The following is a 17,445-nucleotide window of genomic DNA, read 5'->3' on the forward strand; positions in this document are numbered from 1 at the left end:
CCGGCGATGGCACAGGCGGAGTACGTCCAGGAGTCACTGGCCGGTCTCGACCCGACGGTGGGCGGGGTGGACCCGGCGCTGCCGCTCTACGCGACCACCTTCGTGGTGGTCGACCTGGAGACCACCGGCGGCGCGCCGGACGGCGGCGGCATCACCGAGATCGGCGCGGTGCGGGTGCGCGGTGGCGAGCAGTTGGGGGTGCTGGCCACCCTGGTCAACCCGGGGCAGCCGATCCCACCGTTCATCACCGTGCTGACCGGCATCACCCAGGCGATGCTGGTGCCCGCGCCGCCGATCGAGCAGGTGCTGCCGAGCTTCCTGGAGTTCATCGCCGACGCGGTGCTGGTGGCCCACAACGCCCCCTACGACGTGGGCTTCCTCAAGGCCGCCTGCGCCAAGCACGGCTACCGCTGGCCCAACCCCCGCGTGTTGGACACGGCGGCGCTCGCCCGCCGGGTGCTGACCCGCGACGAGGTGCCCAACCGCAAGCTCGGCACCCTGGCCGCCTACTTCCGCACCGCCACCCAGCCCACCCACCGCGCCCTGGACGACGCGTTGGCCACCGTCGACGTGCTGCACGGGCTGATCGGTCGGCTCGGCGGGCACCGGGTGGACACGGTCGGCGACGCCATCGAGTTCGCCCGGGCGGTCACCCCGACCCAGCGCCGCAAACGGCACCTGGCCGAGGGGCTGCCCAAGGTCCCCGGCGTCTACATCTTCCGGGCGGCCGACGACCGTCCGCTCTACGTGGGCACCTCCGTCGACATCGCCACCCGGGTGCGCAGCTACTTCACCGCGGGCGAGAAGCGGGCGCGGATCTCCGAGATGCTCGCGGCGGCCGAACGGGTCGAGGCGGTGGAGTGCGCCCACTCGTTGGAGGCGGAGGTCCGCGAGCTGCGCCTGATCGCCGCGCACGCCCCGCCGTACAACAGGCGGTCGAAATACCCGGAGCGGATGGTCTGGCTCAAGCTGACCGACGGTCCCTATCCCCGGCTCTCGATCGTCCGCGACCTCTCCCCCACCGACACCGCGTACCTCGGTCCGTTCACCTCCCGGCGGGCCGCGGAGCTGGCCGCCGCCGGGTTCCACGACGCCGTGCCGCTGCGCCAGTGCACGCACCGGCTCTCGCTGCGCACCGTCACGCCGGCCTGCGCGCTTGCCGAGCTGGGTCGCTGCCCGGCGCCCTGCGAGCACAGGATCACCCCCGAGGAGTACGACGACAGAGCGGCGCAGCCGTTCCGCACCGCCACCACGAGTGATCCACAGCCGGTGGTGGACGCGCTGCTCGCCCGGATCGACGTGCTCTCGGCCGACAAGCGCTACGAGGAGGCCGCGGTGGTGCGGTTCCGGCTGGCGGCGGTGCTGCGGGCCACCGTGCGGATGCAGCGGCTGGCCGCGCTGACCGGGATCGTCGAGTTGGCCGCGGCCCGGCCGGCCGCCCGGGGCGGCTGGGAGTTGGCGCTGGTGCGGCACGGCCGGCTGGCCGGCGCGGGGGTGTCCCCGCCCGGCGTGCACCCGCGACCCACGCTGACCACCATCCGGGCCACTGCCGAAACGGTGGTGGGCGGGCACGGCCCGGTGCCCGCGGCGACCGCCGAGGAGTCCGAGCGGATCCTGTCCTGGTTGGAGCGACCCGAGACCCGACTTCTCGAAATGTCCTCCGGTTGGTCCTCCCCGGCGGGAGGCGCGGGGAGGTTCCGTGACCTGCTGACGAAGGCCGAGAACGCCGCGTCCCACCAACTCTCGACCGAACGCTCATGACCAACTGACCGATCGGACTACGTCGACTCGCTTAGGCTGTTAGAGAAGTGCAGTCCTGCCCGATTCGTGGGCCTGCTCCCGCCGCCGGCTCCCGGCGCCGTGGAGCCGGGGTGAGGAGGTGTCCCTCGTGGACGTCGACGCCGGACACGGCGCCGCCCTGGGGGGCGCCCTGCCGACACAGCCGGGTGAGCTGCCGCTCGCCCGCCGACTGCGCTCGCTGCTCAGCTGGCCGACCACCGACTCCGACCCGGTCACCCAACTGGTGCGCACCCACCGGAGCATCCACGCCGGCACCGATCCCGCGGTGCTGCGACGTGCGTACACGATCGCGGAAAACATGCACCGCGGGCAGTTCCGCAAGAGCGGTGAGCCGTACATCACCCATCCGCTCGCGGTGGCGCAGATCTGCGCCGAGCTGGGGATGGACACCACCACCCTGGTCGCGGCGTTGCTGCACGACACCGTGGAGGACACCCGCTACACCCTCCAGGCGCTCTCCGAGGACTTCGGTGGCGAGGTGGCCCACCTGGTCGACGGGGTGACCAAGTTCGACAAGGCGTTCTACGGCAAGGCCGCCGAGGCGGAGACGATCCGCAAGATGATCGTGGCGGCGGCCAAGGACGTCCGGGTGTTGATCATCAAACTGGCCGACCGGCTGCACAACATGCGCACCCTCGGGGTGCGCTCGGCGTCGTCGCGCGAGCGCATCGCCCGCAAGACCCAGGAGGTGCTGGTCCCGCTCTGCGACCGGCTGGGCATCCAGACGCTCAAGCGCGAGCTGGACGACGTGGTGCTGCTGCACCTGGAGCCCGACGAGCACGCCCGGCTGGCCCGGCACGTGCACGACCGGCCGGGCTGGGACGCGTACCTCGACGCGGTGGTCACCCGCGCCCGGGTCGCGCTGAAGCGCAGCCGGGTCGACGCCCTCGTGAGCCCCCGCCCCCGGCACCTCTACTCGATCTGGAAGGACACCATCGCCGGCGGCCACACCGCCCCGTTCGACCTGCCCCGCATCGTGGTGGTGGTCGACGGCCCGCCCACCGACTGTTACGCCGCGCTGGGCGCGATCCACGGCACCTGGCGACCCATCCCCGGGCGCTTCAAGGACTTCATCGCCTCACCGAAGAACAACCTCTACCGTTCGCTGCACACGAGCATCTGCGGCCCGCAGGACCGCACGGTCGAGGTGTTGATCCGCACCGAGGAGATGCACCGCTCCGCCGAGTACGGCATCGCCGCCGACTTCCGCTTCCCACAGTCGGGGCGCGGCAGCGCGGCGGCCCGTGCCGAGCAGTTGGACTGGCTGCGCCGGGTGCTCGACTGGGAGCCGGACGCCGCCGACCCGGCGCAGTTCCTCGAGTCGTTGCGCTGCGACCTCGCCGAGGGCCAGATCCAGGTCTTCGCCGAGGGGCGGCAGGTCGTGCTGCCGGGTGGCGCCACCCCTGTCGACCTCGCGTACGAGCTGGGCAACGAGCGGGGCGACCACTGTCTCGCGGCGCGGATCAACGGTCGGCTGGCTCCGCTGAGTTCGGAGCTGGACGAGGGCGACGTGGTGGAGATCTTCACCGAGAACGACGGCGACAACGGGTTCGAGGCCGGGGTCGCCTCGCGTGGTCCCCGCCGCGAGTGGTTGAGCTTCGTCAAGTCGCCACACGCGCAGATGCAGATCAACAGGTGGTTCGCCGAGCACACCGAGCCGGGCATCACGATCAGCGACAAGGTCCGTCTCGGTCGGGCCACCATCGGGCTCACCCTGCGTCAGCACAACCGGGGCCTCGCCAGCGACCTGCCGCTGTTGCGCCTCTCCGAGGAGTTGGGCTATCCCGACCTGGAGACCCTGCTGGTCGCGGTCTTCGACCGGGTCATCGAACCGGACACCGTGGTACGCCAGCTCATCGACCTGGTCGACCATCGACAGTGACCGGGGCGCCCCAGCGCGTCCGAAGGGCATTCGCGACCACTAGCCTGGGGTCATGATCCCCCGTTCCCGCGCCACCGGTCGGGCCATCTTCTACCAGGCCTTCTACCGGCTGCCGCTGCCGGTGCGTCGGCGCCTGGTCAAGCTGGCGATGCCGAAGTACATCGTCGGTGCGGTCACCCTGGTCCGCGATTCCGAGGCGCCGGGCGCGGGACGACTGCTGATGCTGCGTCAACCCCCCGGCAAGGGCTGGTCGCTGCCCGCCGGCCTGCTGGACCGCGGCGAGGCCCCGGTGGTGGGCGCGGCCCGCGAGCTGTTCGAGGAATCCGGCGTCCGGCTCCCCCCGTCCCGGCTACGTCCGGCGGTGCCGAACGCGATCGTGCACGCCAAGGGCTGGGTGGACGTGGTCTTCGAGGCGGAGGTGCCGGCGTCCGGCACCGAGCTTGCGGTCGACGGCGGGGAGGTCCTCGAGGCCGCCTGGCACCCGCTGGACGACCTGCCCAAGCTGACCTGGCCGACCGCCCGGCTGCTCGCCTACTACGACATCGGGCCGCTGGCTGGGCAGTTCCCGCCCCCGATCCCCGACGACCTGCCATGACCGCGGCGGCGGCCGTGCCGGCGGAGTTGTGCGCGGTGGTGCTCGCCGCCGGCGAGGGCACCCGGTTGCGCCCGCTCACCGAACGGGTGCCCAAGGCGCTCTGCCCGGTGGGCAACGTCCCGCTGCTGGATCGGGCGTTGGCCCGGGTCGCGGGGCTCGGCCTGGTCGGCCCCGCCCGGGTCGCGGTGAACGCCTGCTATCTCGGTGACCAGGTGGTTGCCCACGTCGGCGACCGCGCACACCTGTCCGTCGAGCCCGGCGAGCCGCTGGGCACCGCGGGTGGGGTGGCCAACCTGCGGGACTGGATCGACGGGCGGCCGGTGCTGGTCGGCAACGCCGACGCGTACCTCGCCGACCCGGCCGCGACGCCGGGCCCGGACGTGGCCGCCCTGCTCGACGGGTGGGACGGCCACACCGTACGCCTGCTCGGTCAGCCCGCCGCGGACCCGGCGGCGCCGGGCACCTTCGCCGGGCACAGCTTCACCGGCTTCTCGCTGTTGCCCTGGCGGCTCGTCCGGGACCTGCCGGTCGTCTTCTCGGACCTGGTCCGCGCCGTCTGGCGTCCGGCCGAGGCGGCGGGTGCGCTGGAGGTGGTGCCCTACCCGGGCACCTTCTACGACACCGGCACCCCGGCCGACTACCTGGCAGCCAACCTGCACGCCGCGAACGGCGGCGCCCTCGTCGACAGGTCCGCCACGGTGACCGGTCGCTGCGTGGAGTCGGTGGTCGGCGCGGGCGCGCGGGTGGACGGCGACGTGTTCCGTACGGTGGTGTGGCCGGGTGCTGTCGTGCCGGACGGCGAGCGGCTGCGCGGCGTGATCCGGGCCGGGGACGGACGCACCGTCGCGGCCGCCGCGCCCGGCTGAGCGGCCCGGACGACGGGGGCAGGACGCCGGGCCACCCGGAAACATCTAGCATAGGCGACGACGCCGACGAACGGAGAGATGTCCCGTGATCACCGCCATCGTGCTGATCGACTGTGCCACCGACGCGATCCCCGAGGTGGCGGAGACCCTGGCCAGCCTCTCCGGGGTCAGCGAGGTCTACTCGGTGGCCGGGCACGTCGACCTCATCGCCATCGTCCGGGTCCGCGAGTTCGACCAGATCGCCCAGGTCATCGCCGGCAGCATCTCCAAGGTGCCGGGCGTGCTCAACACCGAGTCGCACATCGCGTTCCGGGCGTACTCCCAGCACGACCTGGAGGAGGCGTTCGCGATCGGCCTCTCCAGCGCCGACTGACAAGCACACGCACGGCGGCCGGTCCACCCCTGCGGGTGGACCGGCCGACTGCTGTCGCTACGTCAGCTCACGCTGGGAGCCGGCGTTTCGGTGCCGCCACCCGGAGCCGGGGCCTCGGTGCTACCACCCGGAGCCGGCGACTCGGTGCCGGTGCCACCCGGAGCCGGGGACTCGGTGCCAGTGCCACCCGGGCTGGGCGTACCGCTGGCGCTGGTCTGCGGAACCGGGATGCCCAGCTTGTTGGCGAGCTGCACCAGCTCGTCATAGTGCGCCTGCAGCGTCGGCAGGGCCGTCTGGGCCAACTGGACCACCGACTGCTCGGAGCCCTGCGAGATCTCCGTCTGGGTGGCCTGGATGGACTGGACGTGCCCGGCCAGCTCGCTCGTCACCCAGAGCCGGTCGAACTCCGCGCCGCTGGCGTTGTTCAGCTTGGCGATGACCGCCTGCTGATCGGCGCTGGGCTCGTTCGGCAGTTCCACCCCGAGCTGGGACGCGGTCTGCTGCACCGTCTGGTCCAGCTGGGTGTGGTCGGTCTTCAGCATCGCGCCCAGGTCCTTGACCCCCTGGTCCTGACCCTTCTGCTGAGCCAGGTCACCGGCGGTGATCTCGAACAGGTTGACCTGGTGTACCGCCTGCAGGTACTGGGTGTCCTGCGTCGACGGCTGTGCCGCGGCCTGCGCGGCCGCAGCCGGCGCGACCCCGACCAGTACCAGCGCGGCCAACAGGCCGAGGCGTTTGAGACCCAACATGCTTCCCCCCCTTGAGACGTTGGACCGCACGGATACCCGGCTCACCGGGGTTATTCCTGCGATCGCCCGTCGCGCGGGGTCGACCGGTCCCGCCACGGCCGTCCGACTCCTGGCCGGATGGGCGGTGGGGTACCCATACGACGTGGCGCCCGCCGGGATCCGGCGGGCGCCACGTGACAGTGCGTTCGGGCTGGTCAGCGGCGGTTGTCGCCGCTGGTGATCTCCTCGCGTTCCGGCCGGGGTTCGACCGGCGGATGCCCCGGCGAGACCGGCGCCTCGACCGGCTTCTCGATCGGGTAGAAGAAGCCCCGGATGGCCGGGCCGAGTGCCCCGAGCCGGTTCATCTTCTTCGGTACGACCCAGCCGACGTACTCCAGCTCGCCGTGGCCGTCCGCGTGCCCGTTCGACGCGCTGAGCGGCTGGTGCACCTCGACGAACCGACCGTCCGGCATACGCCGGATGATGCCGGTCTCCACGCCGTGCGCGAGCACCTCCCGGTCGTGCTGCTGCAGGCCCAGGCAGAGGCGGTACGTCACGTAGTACGCCAGCGGCGGGACCACCAGCAGACCGATCCGGCCCGCCCAGGTCATCGCGTTCAAACTGATCTGGAACTTGTCGGCGATCACGTCGTTGCCGCCGGAGAGCGTCAGCACGACGTAGAACGACACGGCCATGGCACCCACCGCGGTCCGCGCCGGCGCGTCGCGGGGCCGCTGGAGCAGGTTGTGGTTCTTGCGGTCCTTGAGCTGTCGCGCTTCCAGGAACGGGTACATCGTCGACAGGCCCACCAGGATGCCGGGCAGCACGACCGTCGGCCAGAACAGCGGCGGGATCACGTACCCGTCACCGATCGGGATCGGGATCTCCCACGCCGGCATGAGTCGGGTCGACCCGTCGAGGAACATGACGTACCAGTCGGGCTGGCTGGCGGCGGAGACCACCCACGCCTCGTACGGGCCGAACAACCAGATCGGGTTGATCTGGAACAGACCGCCCATCAGCGCGATGACGCCGAAGACGACCATGAAGAAGCCGCCCTGCTTCAGCGCGTAGCGCGGGAACATCCGCTCGCCGACCACGTTGTTGTTGGTCCGGCCGGGGCCGGGCCACTGGGTGTGCTTCTGCTTGAAGACCAGACCGAGGTGGACGCTGATCAGCGCCAACAGCAGACCGGGGATGAGCAGCACGTGGGCGATGAAGAACCGGCTGATGATGATCGTGCCCGGGAACTCGCCACCGAAGATCGACGAGGTGACCCAGGAACCGATCACCGGGATGGACAGCATGATCGCCGAGGCGATCCGCAGACCGGTGCCGGACAGGCCGTCGTCCGGCAGCGAGTAGCCGGTGAAGCCGGCCAGGAAGCCGACCCAGAACAGCAGCGAACCGATGATCCAGTTGGTCTCGCGCGGCTTGCGGAAGGCGCCGGTGAAGAACACCCGCAGCATGTGCACGACGATCGCGGCCATGAACAGCAGCGCCGCCCAGTGGTGCATCTGCCGCATCACCAGACCACCGCGGACGTCGAACGACAGGTCCAGGCTGGAGGCGTACGCGGCGGACATCGGCGTGCCCTGCAACGGCGCGTAGCTGCCGTCGTAGACCACCTCGGTCATCGCCGGCTCGTAGAAGAAGGTGAGGAACACACCGGTCAGCAGCAGCACGACGAACGAGAACAGCGCGATCTCGCCGAGCAGGAAGGACCAGTGGTCCGGGAAGACCTTGTTCAGCAGTTTGCGCAGCGGGGTGGCCACCTGGAAGCGGTCGTCCACTCCCACCGCGGCCTTGCCCGGCGTCGCCGCAAGGTCAAACTTTCGACGCTTCATGGCCGCTCCCAGAAATCAGGCCCGACGGTCTCAGTGTAGTCGGACTTCGCGACGAAGAAGCCCTCGGAGTCCACCTCGATCGGCAGCTGCGGCAGCCGCCGGCTGGCGGGGCCGAAGACGGGCCGGGCGTTATCGGTGATCAGGAACTGGGACTGGTGACACGGGCAGAGCAGCCGGTTGGTCTGCTGCTCGTAGAGGCTCGCCGGGCAGCCCGCGTGCGTGCACACCTTGGAGAACGCGGCGTAGTTGCCCCACATGTAGTCGCCGTGCTTGATGTCCGGCCGGGAGTTGGCCTCCCGGGACTTCTGGGCGTCGGAGTCGCGCAGGTGGATCAGCAGCGTCGGGGAGTCGGCGTGGATGTTGCTCACCCCGTGCTCGATGCCGGGGAAGACGGTGATCTGGCCACCGACGCTGACGTCCGCCGGGCGTACCGGGCGGCCGTCCTCGCGGACCAGCCGGATCTTCTGCCCGCCCTCGCCCGGGGCGAACCCGGTGGTGAACATCTGGTTGTTCTTGTGCGGCTGGGAGATCAGACCGCCGACCAGCGGCGCCGCCGCGACCGCGGCGACCGGCGCGAGACCGGCCAGCAGCGAGATGCCGAGCAGCGGGCGACGCTTCACACCCAACTCGTCGGCCATGTAGAGCATGGTCTGGCCGGTGATGGTGCGGCCCTCGGAATCGACCTGTCCCTCGTGCCGGTCCTGGATCGAGACCTCCTTGGGCAGCAACTTCTTGCCCCAGGTCAGGATGCCGAAGCCGACGGCGAGCAGCGCGATGCCGAGGGTGGCGCCGAGCAGCGGCGTGTACCACTTGTCGCCGCCTCGGCCCGGCTCGTACTGCCAGGGCCACCAGATGTAGATGGCCAGGAACGCGGTCGCGGCCAGGCCGGTGATCAGGAAGAACCCGGCGACCACACGGGTCAGCCGGCGCTCCGCCTTGGTGCCCGGCAGCACCTGTGGCTCGTAGTGGACGATCTCGATGTCGTCCCGACGCGCGCCCTCGCGAACGATGTCGAACCGGGTCAGCTTGGGGTCGTTCACGTCGAGCGGCTCCTGGCCCTGCGGGGCCTGGTGCTCGGTGTGGGTGCTCATGCCGTCACCTCGCTACGGGTGGCGCCGAGCGGCACCACAGCACTGAATCGGACGATCCGCTCGGTCACGACTTGCCCGCAATCCACAGGCTGGCGAAGACGAGCGCCACGATGCCAACCAGGAAGATCGCCAGGCCCTCGGTGGAGGGGCCGTACCGCCCGAGGTTGAACCCGCCCTGGTCCTGGTCGTGCTTCAGCGTCTCCTGGATGTAGGCGATGATGTTCGCCTTCTGCTCCGGAGTGATCTGGTTGTCGCCGAACACCGGCATGTTCTGCGGACCGCTCAACATGGCCGCGTAGATCTGGCGGTCGGTGGCGGGGTGCAGGCTCGGGGCGAACTTGCCCGAGGAGAGCGCGCCGCCGCCGCCGCCGAACGCGTGGCACTGGGAGCAGTTGATCCGGAACAGCTCACCGCCGGCCGCGACGTTGCCGTCCTCGCCGAGCTTCTCGCCCGCGGGCACGACCGGGCCGCCACCGAGCTCCTGGATGTACTCAGCGAGCTGACGGACCTGGTCGTCGGTGAAGACGGGGGGCTTGCGGTGCGCCTGGGCCTCCTGGCGGGCCAGCGGCATCCGCCCGGAGCTGACCTGGAACTCGACCGAGGCCGCGCCGACGCCGATCAGGCTCGGACCGCGACCCTCGACACCCTGGGCGTTGCGGCCGTGACAGGTCACACAGCTCACGTCGAACAGCGCCTTGCCCTCGGCGGCGCTGGCGGTCAGCTGCGGGTTGTCCTGCGCCTGGGCACCGGGCGCGAAGACGGTGTAGGCACCGCCGGCGAGCATCAGCGCGGCGATCAGCCGGACCGCGGCGCCCAGCCGGCGGCGGCCCCTGCTGCGCGCGACGGGCCGCTCACGCAACCGCGCGAGCAGACCGCGTCGGCGGTCGTTGTCAGAAGTCATGAGCGGTGTCCTTAACCGGTTGGACCTGTCTCAGGGGACGGAGCAGCAGCACGGAACGTGACGCGCAAGATCACTGAAGCCAGTAGATCATGCCGTACAGCCCGATCCACACGACGTCGACGAAGTGCCAGTAGTACGACACGACGATCGCCGAGGTCGCCTGCGCCGGAGTGAACCGGCCCATGGTCGTACGGACCATGAAGATGATGAAGGCGATCAGACCGCCGGTCACGTGCAGGCCGTGGAAGCCGGTGGTCAGGTAGAACACCGACCCATACCCGTCTCCGTTGATCTTGATGCCGTCCTCGACCAGGTGCCGGTACTCGTTCAGCTGGCCGAGCACGAAGATCAGGCCCATCACGAAGGTGACGGTGAACCAGCGCCGAAGCGCGTGCACGTCGCCCTTCTCCGCCGCGAAGACGCCGAGCTGGCAGGTCACGGAGGACAGCACCAGGATCACCGTGAAGGTGGTCGCGTACGGAATGTTCAGCGCCTCGGTGTGCTTCTCCCACTGCTCCGGCGCAGCCGCGCGGATCGAGAAGTACATCGCGAAGAGCGCCGCGAAGAACATGAGTTCGCTGGAGAGCCACACGATCGTCCCGACGCTGACCATGTTCGGTCGGGTCAGAGAGTGGATCCGGCTCTTGTCAATGGCTGGGGCCGCAGTCACGCCGTCATTATTGCCCCTGACCGGGGCCGGCGATCAGCGGGGTGGCAAACCTGCGCCTTCCGTGGCCCGACCGTCGGCGTCCGGTTCGCCTGGCCTAGCCTGAAAAGCGTGCTGCACGTCGATCCGATCTTCGCCGCCACCTCGGCCCCGCCGCCGTTCACCGTCGGCGCGGTGCTCACCGAGACCCGGCTGGACAGCTGGCTGGCCCTCGGCCTGGTGCTCGCCGCCGGCCTCTACCTCTACGGGGTGCACCGCCTGCGCGTGCGTGGCGACCGCTGGCCGGCCGTCCGTACCGTGTTCTTCCTCGGCCCCGGCCTGGGCGGCATCGCGCTGGTCACGGTCAGCGGGCTGCACGCGTACGACACGGCGCTGCTGTCCGTGCACATGATCCAGCACATGGTGCTGTCCATGGTGGCGCCGATCTTCCTGGCGCTGGGCGCGCCGATGACCCTTGCCCTGCGCACGTTGCCGGTCGGGCCGCGCAGGCGCCTGCTGGCGATCGTGCACAGCCGCGTCGCCCGGGTCTACAGCTTCCCGCTTGTGGCGTTCGCCATCTTCGTGGTCAACCCGTTCGTGTTGTACTTCAGCGACCTGTACCGCTTCACCCTCGAACACGCCTGGGCGCACGAGCTGGTGCACGCGCACTTCATCATGACCGGCTGCGTGTTCTTCTGGCCGCTGCTCGGCCTCGACCCGCTGCCCGGGCGCTGGCCGTACCCGGCGCGCGCGCTCCTGATGCTGCTGTCGGTGCCGTTCCACACGGTGCTCGGCCTCACGATCATGCAGAGCACCACACTCTTCGGCGGCGACTGGTACCCGTCGCTCAACCTGAGCTGGTCCGACCCCCGGGCGGACCAGGTGGTCGCCGGCGGCATCCTCTGGGCCGGCGGTGAGTTCGTCAGTGTGACGATGCTCGCGGTGCTCGTGGTGCAGTGGGTCAAGCAGTCCGAGCGGGAGGCCCGCCGGGTCGACCGCGAGCTGGACCGCCAGGAGGCCCGCGAACGCGCCGCCGACGCCGCGCCCGCCTGAGCTGCCCGGACGGTACGCCCCAACGGGTGCCGCCGGGCGGGATGTCGGCTACGTCACGCGGACCGGTACGATCGGCGGGCAGCTACGAGGTGGGAGCCAGTCCAGCATGAGTGAGCGCAGCGAACGAATCATCGGGCTCAGTGCGATGGTGCCTCATGACGGCACGGAGCGAAGCGGAGTGCCGGCATGAGCGACCGTCTTTGCACAGTCCTGCTCTACAGCGACGACCCGCAGGTCCGTGACCGGATGCGGATGGCCGTCGGCACCCGACCGGCGCCCGGCCTGAAGATCGAGTTCGTCGACGCGTCGACCTACGCGGAGACCATCCGGCTCGTCGACGACTACGAGATCGACCTGCTGCTGCTCGACGGTGAGGCGAGCCCGGGTGGCGGCATCGGCATCGCCCGGCAGGTCAAGGACGACCGGGACGACGCTCCCCCGACCTGCCTGGTGATCGCCCGCGCCGCCGACCGATGGCTCGCCGCGTACGCCGAGGTCGACGCCACGCTCGTGCACCCGCTCGACCCGGTGACCACCGGCGGCACGGTGGCCGAGCTGCTGCGGACGCACGCACCCGCCTGACGTCCCCCAGCGATCCGCCACCGTCACGGCGTCGGATCCGCCGACGCCCGTTCCAGCCCACCCGCACCTCGCACGCTCGGGAGGCCCACCATGGGTGATCGGACCTGGCCGCACCTGCTCACCTCGCTGCTCCGGGGCGAGGAGCTGTCCACCGCCGACACCGCCTGGGCGATGGACGAGATCATGACCGGTTCGGCGAGCCCGGCGCGGATCGCGGCCTTCGCCATCGCGCTGCGGGCCAAGGGCGAGACCCCGGCCGAGCTGGCCGGTCTCGTCGAGGCGATGCTGGGTCGCGCGGTGCCGGTGGTGCTTCCCGAGGACGTACGCCGCACCGCGATCGACGTGGTCGGCACCGGCGGTGACCTCGCCCACACCGTCAACATCTCCACGATGACCGCGCTCGTGGTCGCGGGCACGGGCGTACGCGTGGTCAAGCACGGCAACCGGGCCGCCTCCTCCCTGTGCGGCACGGCCGACCTGCTGGAGTTCCTCGGCATCCCGCTGGACCTCGGCCCCGAACAGGTGGCCCGCTGCGTCGAGGAGGCGGGCATCGGCTTCTGCTTCGCGGCCCGGTTCCACCCCGGCATGCGGCACGGCGGCCCGGTCCGCCGCGAGGTGGGGGTGCCCACCTTCTTCAACTTCCTCGGCCCGCTGACCAACCCGGCCCGCCCCCGTTCCGGCGCGGTCGGCTGCTTCGACGCCCGGATGGCCCCGGTGATGGCCAGCGTGTTCGCCGCCCGCGGCGACTCGGCGATCGTGATGCGCGGCGAGGACGGCCTGGACGAGTTCACCACCGCCGCACCGACCCGCGTCTGGGCGGCCCAGGACGGCACCGTACGCGAGGCCGTGCTGGACGCGACGGACCTGGGGGTACCCCGATCCACCCTCCAGGACCTGCGGGGCGGTGACGCCGCGTACAACGCCGCGGTGGCCCAACGTCTGCTGGCCGGCGAGACGGGTCCGGTCCGGGACGCGGTGCTGGTAAACGCCGCCGCCGCGCTGGCCACCCAGGGTCCGCTCGACGGCGACCTGACCGAGGCGCTGCGCGCGGGCATGAGCCGCGCGGCCGAGTCGATCGACTCGGGCGCGGCCGCCGCGACCCTGGACCGCTGGATCAAGACGGCCGTCGCCCTCGGGCCGACGCCCGCCTGACCGACGCGCCGCCACGCCGTCACGCCGACCGCATGCCTCGGCCGCCGACGCGCCGCCCTCCGACTCACCGCCCGCCGCTCTCCGGTCCTTGATCGACTCGGGGTCCTTGAATCCGTGGTTTCTGACGGCCGCCCGACCCTTGATCGACTCAAGATCCTTGAATCGGTGGTGTCCGACGGCCCCTGGATACCGCGAGCTCAATGATGTCGAGTGGATCACGCGGTCCAGCCCGACGATGAGCCCTGCGCCCAGCCTGCGGGGGAGCCCCGCGCCCAGTCCGGGCGTTGGCCTGCGTCCAGCCCTGCTTCGGAGGCCTGCCGCGAGGGCGGCGGCGAGCCTGTGCCGGCCTCCGGGGCGGCACTGGACGGAGATTTGTCGGACCCGCGTGGAAAACTACAGGCGAGTGGTTCTCCGCTTCCGTTGTGCGTCGTTGTCGCATCCGGGGCGGTTCACCTGGAGTGAGAAGGAGACACCCGTGTCGCACCGCGAGCTCTACTGCGATGTCTGCGAGGACGTGACGCCGTTCGAGGTGCCGCTCTGCGTCGACGGCCACGACACCGACTGTCCCGAGCTGATCTGCACCGGCTGCGGCGCCGCCGTGGTGACCGCCACGTTCACCTTCCCGGTCACCCTGCTGGCCGATCACCGACGCCACCGGCCCACCCACCGCCACGCCGCCTGAAGCTCACCGCCCCGCCGGCAGCCGCACCGCCCGCGGCGCGCATCGCCGGCACCCGCACCGCCCGAAGCGCACCACGACGAGGGCCCGCGCCGCCCGAAGCGCACCACGACGAGGGCCCGCTCCCAGTGGGATGCGGGCCCTCGTGGCGTACGGGTCGGTCGCGACGGCGACCGGGTGGATCAGTGCTCGGCGGTGCGCCGGGTGCCGCTGTAGTACTCGAACAGCAGCCCGCAGGCGGAGAAGACGACCGCCAACAGACCGGCGCCGATCAGCCAGTACTGCCAGAACACCATGCCGAGCGCGGCGATCGCGGCGGACAGCGCCAGACCGAACGGCCAGTAGCTGCCCGGGCTGAAGAAGCCGACCTCACCGGCGCCGTCGGCGATCTCGGCGTCCGGACGGTCCTCGGGGCGCAGGTCGATGCGGCGGGAGACGAACCAGAAGAAGCCACCGCACATCGAGCAGAGCAGGAACGACAGCAGCAGGGCGACGGTGCCCACCCACTCGACGCCGCCGGACGCGCCGTTGGTCCAGGCGCCGTAGAGGATGGTGGCACCGAAGAGGAACCCGGCGATGACCAGGAAGATACGCCACTCGGTCTTCATGCGGCTGCCTCAGCTTCCCGTGCGGGCCGGAACTTTGTCCGGGTTGAAGTTGTCCTGCGTCCGCCGGGTGTCGAACGGCTGCGTGGTCTCCGCGTACGGCTGCTCGCCGATCTGGGTCAGCGCGTCCTGGGTCGACTTGCCGCTCTGCTTGGCAGCGAGGAACTGGTCGTACTTCTCCGGCGAGACGACCCGCAGTTCGAAGTTCATGAACGCGTGGTAGCTGCCGCACAGTTCGGCGCAGCGCCCGACGTATGCGCCCTCGGCGTCCAGACTGGAGACCTCGAACACGTTACGGATCTTGCCCGGCATGACGTCCCGCTTGAACAGCAACTCCGGCACCCAGAACGAGTGGATGACGTCGCGGCTGGTCTCCTCGAAGCGGATGGACCGGCCGGTCGGCAGCACCAGCACCGGGATGACCTCGCTGGTGCCGAGCGTCGACGCGGTGGTGCGTGCCTCCGTGCCCTGGCCGTCGCGGTAGTTGAACTGCCAGTTCCACTTGAAGGCGACGACCTCGACCGTGACGTCCGGGTTCTTCGACAGCTTGTCGACGTCGGTCTGCACGATCGCCGTGTAGTAGAAGAGCACGGAGACGATCAGGATCGGCGCGATGGTGTAGAGGAACTCCATCGGCAGGTTGTAGCGGGTCTGCACCGGCAGCGCGTTGCCACGCTTGCGGTAGCGCACGACGCACCAGAAGATCAGGCCCCACACGAAGACGCCGACCGCGAGCGCGGCGATGCAGGAGGCGATCCACAGGTCGTACATCCGCTTGGACTCCGGCGAGATGCCACCCTGCGGCCAACCGAAGCCGTCAAACGCCTGACCCACATCACAGCCCGTGAGCAGGATCAGCAGCGCGACGCCACTGAGACCGAGCCCGGCCAACCGACCAGCACCACGCCCCCGGCGTCCACCGACCCCTGGCGAAGCGCTGTGCCGTACGGCCGACGGCCGTACCTCCGAACTCCTTGCGACCACCTGGTCCTGCCTCCCTAGCGCGCCGCGGTGCGTCTTTCCTCAGCACCGGCGGCAAAGGCGTCACCGACGGTCGCAGATTACTCGACCATGACGGACTCAACAGTGGTGGGGTCACTGTCCGCCCCCCATTGGGGGGATGATGGGCATACCGCCGCGATAGCCTGTCGATCTGTGAGCGCGAGGAGCGAGCCGGGGTCGCGAGCCCCGCAATCGCGAACAAAAGGCGGATCTGTGAGCGCATCCCCGGTCTACCTGGACGCGGCGACCGCCGCGCCGATGCATCCGGTCGCGCGGCAGGCGCTGCTGGCCGCCTTCGATGACGGCTGGGCCGACCCGGGCAAGCTCTACGCCCAGGCCCGCAGGGCACGACAGCTGCTCGACGCCGCCCGCGAGGCCACCGCGCTGACGCTCGGCGTCCGCCCGGACGAGGTGTCCTTCACCCCCAGCGGTACGACCGCGGCCCACGGTGCGGTGCTCGGCGGCCTGGCGGCCCGGCGCCGGGTCGGGTCGACGCTTGTGCGCTCGGCGATCGAACATTCGGCGGTGCTGCACGCGGCGGAGCGGCACGAGGCGGCGGGCGGGACCGCGACCGGCGTGCCGGTCGACCGGTCGGGCCGGCTGGACCTGCCCGCGTGGTCGGCCGCCGTTCGCGCCCCCGGGGTCGCGCTGGCCGCGCTGATCACCGCCAGTCACGAGGTGGGGACCGTGCAACCGGTCGCCGAGGCGGCCGCCGCCTGCGCCGAGGTGGGGGTGCCGCTCTACGTGGACGCCGCGCAGTCGGTCGGTCGGGTGCCCCTGCCGACCGGTTGGTCGGTGCTCAGCGCGAGCGCCCACAAGTGGGGCGGTCCTCCCGGGGTGGGGGTGCTGGCGGTGCGCAAGGGCACCCGCTGGGAGTCACCCTGGCCGGCCGACGAGCGGGAGGGTGGGCGTACCCCCGGGGTGGTGAACCTGCCGGCGGTGGTGGCGGCGGCGGCGAGCCTGCGGGCGGCGGCGGCGGACGCGGCGGCCGAGGCGACCCGGCTGGCCGCGCTCGTGGACCGGATCCGGGCGCGGGTCGCGGTGGAGGTGCCCGACGTGGAGGTGGTCGGCGACCCGGTGCACCGACTCCCCCACCTGGTCACCTTCTCGTGCCTGTACGTCGACGGGGAGGCGCTGCTGCACGCGCTGGACCGGCGGGGCTTCGCCGTGTCGTCCGGTTCGTCCTGCACGTCGTCCACGTTGCGGCCGTCGCACGTGCTGGAGGCGATGGGGGTGCTCTCGCACGGCAACGTGCGGGTCAGCCTGCATCGGGAGACGACCGAGGGGGACGTCGAACGGTTCCTCGGCGAGTTGCCCGGGATCGTCGCCGAGTTGCGCGCCGAGGCTGGGGTGGTGGGGCTGTGACGATGCCGGACGAGGTGATCGACTGTCGGGGGCAGCGTTGCCCGCTGCCCGTGATCGCGGCGGCCCGGCGGCTGCCGCAGGTGCCGGTCGGCACGGTGGTCCGGGTGCTCGCCGACGACCCGGCGGCGGCGGTCGACATCCCCGCCTGGTGCCGGATGCGCGGCCAGGACTTCCTCGGCTCGGTGGACGGACCCGAAGGCCCCGCCTACGACGTCCGCCGCCTCCACTAACCCCACCCCCCGTCCCCACCCCGTTCCGCCCCGCGATCTTGCACTTTC

18 protein-coding genes are annotated in these 17,445 nt (G+C 71.1%); 11 read left to right on the top strand and 7 right to left on the bottom strand.

The genetic code is table 11. From position 1 onward, the window contains the following. Positions 1-6: 6 nt before the first annotated feature. From ACGFH8_RS05140 to ACGFH8_RS05160, 5 genes are all read left to right on the top strand, one after another. Entirely contained in the window at positions 7-1,761 is a 1,755-nt protein-coding gene (locus ACGFH8_RS05140; protein WP_393363556.1) for a DEDD exonuclease domain-containing protein, read from the top strand. A 127-nt stretch (positions 1,762-1,888) separates the two neighbouring features. Then, positions 1,889-3,682 (top strand): RelA/SpoT family protein, encoded by a 1,794-nt coding sequence (locus tag ACGFH8_RS05145; protein ID WP_393364526.1) that lies wholly within the window; start codon positions 1,889-1,891, stop codon positions 3,680-3,682. Positions 3,683-3,734: 52 nt separating this feature from the next. Then, positions 3,735-4,277, top strand: coding sequence for an NUDIX hydrolase (locus tag ACGFH8_RS05150; protein WP_393363559.1), 543 nt, complete (start codon positions 3,735-3,737; stop codon positions 4,275-4,277). Then, complete coding sequence (locus ACGFH8_RS05155) at positions 4,274-5,143, top strand: NDP-sugar synthase (protein ID WP_393363561.1); 870 nt, start codon at positions 4,274-4,276, stop codon at positions 5,141-5,143. Before ACGFH8_RS05150 ends, ACGFH8_RS05155 begins: the two co-directional genes overlap by 4 nt. A gap of 85 nt (positions 5,144-5,228) precedes the next feature. Beyond that, a complete protein-coding gene (locus tag ACGFH8_RS05160; RefSeq protein ID WP_355033408.1) occupies positions 5,229-5,516 on the top strand; it encodes an Lrp/AsnC ligand binding domain-containing protein in 288 nt (95 codons plus the stop codon). Positions 5,517-5,578: 62 nt separating this feature from the next. On the opposite strand, the gene ACGFH8_RS05165 is transcribed toward ACGFH8_RS05160, so the two are convergent. The 5 genes from ACGFH8_RS05165 to ACGFH8_RS05185 all read right to left on the bottom strand — a co-directional run bounded on the left by ACGFH8_RS05165 (position 5,579) and on the right by ACGFH8_RS05185 (position 10,753). After that, complete coding sequence (locus tag ACGFH8_RS05165; protein WP_393363564.1) at positions 5,579-6,265, bottom strand: DUF4142 domain-containing protein; 687 nt, start codon at positions 6,263-6,265, stop codon at positions 5,579-5,581. Positions 6,266-6,459: 194 nt separating this feature from the next. Continuing rightward, positions 6,460-8,091 (bottom strand): cytochrome b N-terminal domain-containing protein, encoded by a 1,632-nt coding sequence (locus ACGFH8_RS05170; protein WP_393363567.1) that lies wholly within the window; start codon positions 8,089-8,091, stop codon positions 6,460-6,462. After that, positions 8,088-9,182, bottom strand: coding sequence for a ubiquinol-cytochrome c reductase iron-sulfur subunit (locus ACGFH8_RS05175; protein ID WP_393363570.1), 1,095 nt, complete (start codon positions 9,180-9,182; stop codon positions 8,088-8,090). The genes ACGFH8_RS05170 and ACGFH8_RS05175 overlap by 4 nt, the downstream gene beginning before the upstream one ends. 64 nt (positions 9,183-9,246) lie before the next feature. Continuing rightward, positions 9,247-10,083 carry a cytochrome c gene (locus ACGFH8_RS05180; protein ID WP_393363573.1) on the bottom strand — a complete coding sequence of 279 codons (837 nt, stop codon included), beginning with the start codon at positions 10,081-10,083 and terminating at the stop codon, positions 9,247-9,249. A gap of 70 nt (positions 10,084-10,153) precedes the next feature. Further along, on the bottom strand, positions 10,154-10,753 hold the full coding sequence (locus ACGFH8_RS05185; protein WP_357245119.1) for a heme-copper oxidase subunit III: 600 nt from the start codon (positions 10,751-10,753) through the stop codon (positions 10,154-10,156). Positions 10,754-10,861: 108 nt separating this feature from the next. Here ACGFH8_RS05185 and ACGFH8_RS05190 point away from each other — a divergent pair, with 108 nt between their 5' ends. The 4 genes from ACGFH8_RS05190 (at position 10,862) to ACGFH8_RS05205 (ending at position 14,198) form a co-directional block, all read left to right on the top strand. After that, on the top strand, positions 10,862-11,782 hold the full coding sequence (locus ACGFH8_RS05190; RefSeq protein ID WP_393363577.1) for a cytochrome c oxidase assembly protein: 921 nt from the start codon (positions 10,862-10,864) through the stop codon (positions 11,780-11,782). Between the two features lie 186 nt (positions 11,783-11,968). After that, positions 11,969-12,364 carry a hypothetical protein gene (locus tag ACGFH8_RS05195; RefSeq protein WP_393363580.1) on the top strand — a complete coding sequence of 132 codons (396 nt, stop codon included), beginning with the start codon at positions 11,969-11,971 and terminating at the stop codon, positions 12,362-12,364. 90 nt (positions 12,365-12,454) lie between these two features. After that, a complete protein-coding gene (gene trpD / locus ACGFH8_RS05200; RefSeq protein WP_393363582.1) occupies positions 12,455-13,516 on the top strand; it encodes an anthranilate phosphoribosyltransferase in 1,062 nt (353 codons plus the stop codon). A gap of 475 nt (positions 13,517-13,991) precedes the next feature. After that, positions 13,992-14,198 carry a hypothetical protein gene (locus ACGFH8_RS05205; protein ID WP_393363585.1) on the top strand — a complete coding sequence of 69 codons (207 nt, stop codon included), beginning with the start codon at positions 13,992-13,994 and terminating at the stop codon, positions 14,196-14,198. Positions 14,199-14,377: 179 nt separating this feature from the next. Here ACGFH8_RS05205 and ACGFH8_RS05210 read toward each other — a convergent pair whose 3' ends face one another. Both ACGFH8_RS05210 and coxB read right to left on the bottom strand, forming a co-directional pair. Further along, the gene (locus ACGFH8_RS05210; RefSeq protein WP_393363587.1) at positions 14,378-14,803 is read right to left on the bottom strand and encodes a cytochrome c oxidase subunit 4; all 426 of its coding nucleotides are present in this window, start codon (positions 14,801-14,803) and stop codon (positions 14,378-14,380) included. A 9-nt stretch (positions 14,804-14,812) separates the two neighbouring features. After that, on the bottom strand, positions 14,813-15,784 hold the full coding sequence (coxB, locus tag ACGFH8_RS05215) for a cytochrome c oxidase subunit II (RefSeq protein ID WP_357245111.1): 972 nt from the start codon (positions 15,782-15,784) through the stop codon (positions 14,813-14,815). A gap of 231 nt (positions 15,785-16,015) precedes the next feature. Between coxB and ACGFH8_RS05220 the strand changes: the two genes are divergently transcribed. Together ACGFH8_RS05220 and ACGFH8_RS05225 are read left to right on the top strand one after the other, a co-directional pair. Further along, entirely contained in the window at positions 16,016-17,167 is a 1,152-nt protein-coding gene (locus ACGFH8_RS05220) for a cysteine desulfurase family protein (protein ID WP_393363590.1), read from the top strand. Continuing rightward, positions 17,164-17,397, top strand: coding sequence for a sulfurtransferase TusA family protein (locus ACGFH8_RS05225; RefSeq protein WP_393363593.1), 234 nt, complete (start codon positions 17,164-17,166; stop codon positions 17,395-17,397). Before ACGFH8_RS05220 ends, ACGFH8_RS05225 begins: the two co-directional genes overlap by 4 nt. The last annotated feature ends 48 nt before the right edge of the window (positions 17,398-17,445 follow it).

It is taken from the genome of Micromonospora sp. NPDC049175 (assembly GCF_043197345.1).
Lineage (GTDB): Bacteria > Actinomycetota > Actinomycetes > Mycobacteriales > Micromonosporaceae > Micromonospora.

Excerpts from the sequence above, each read along its gene's own strand:
- ACGFH8_RS05155 (WP_393363561.1), top strand. The coding sequence starts at position 4,274 with ATGACCGCGGCGGCGGCCGTGCCGGCGGAGTTGTGCGCGGTGGTGCTC.
- ACGFH8_RS05210 (WP_393363587.1), bottom strand. The coding sequence starts at position 14,803 with ATGAAGACCGAGTGGCGTATCTTCCTGGTCATCGCCGGGTTCCTCTTC.
- ACGFH8_RS05140 (WP_393363556.1), top strand. The coding sequence starts at position 7 with ATGGCACAGGCGGAGTACGTCCAGGAGTCACTGGCCGGTCTCGACCCG.
- ACGFH8_RS05150 (WP_393363559.1), top strand. The coding sequence starts at position 3,735 with ATGATCCCCCGTTCCCGCGCCACCGGTCGGGCCATCTTCTACCAGGCC.
- ACGFH8_RS05165 (WP_393363564.1), bottom strand. The coding sequence starts at position 6,265 with ATGTTGGGTCTCAAACGCCTCGGCCTGTTGGCCGCGCTGGTACTGGTC.
- ACGFH8_RS05170 (WP_393363567.1), bottom strand. The coding sequence starts at position 8,091 with ATGAAGCGTCGAAAGTTTGACCTTGCGGCGACGCCGGGCAAGGCCGCG.
- ACGFH8_RS05195 (WP_393363580.1), top strand. The coding sequence starts at position 11,969 with ATGAGCGACCGTCTTTGCACAGTCCTGCTCTACAGCGACGACCCGCAG.
- ACGFH8_RS05180 (WP_393363573.1), bottom strand. The coding sequence starts at position 10,083 with ATGACTTCTGACAACGACCGCCGACGCGGTCTGCTCGCGCGGTTGCGT.
- trpD (WP_393363582.1), top strand. The coding sequence starts at position 12,455 with ATGGGTGATCGGACCTGGCCGCACCTGCTCACCTCGCTGCTCCGGGGC.
- ACGFH8_RS05175 (WP_393363570.1), bottom strand. The coding sequence starts at position 9,182 with ATGAGCACCCACACCGAGCACCAGGCCCCGCAGGGCCAGGAGCCGCTC.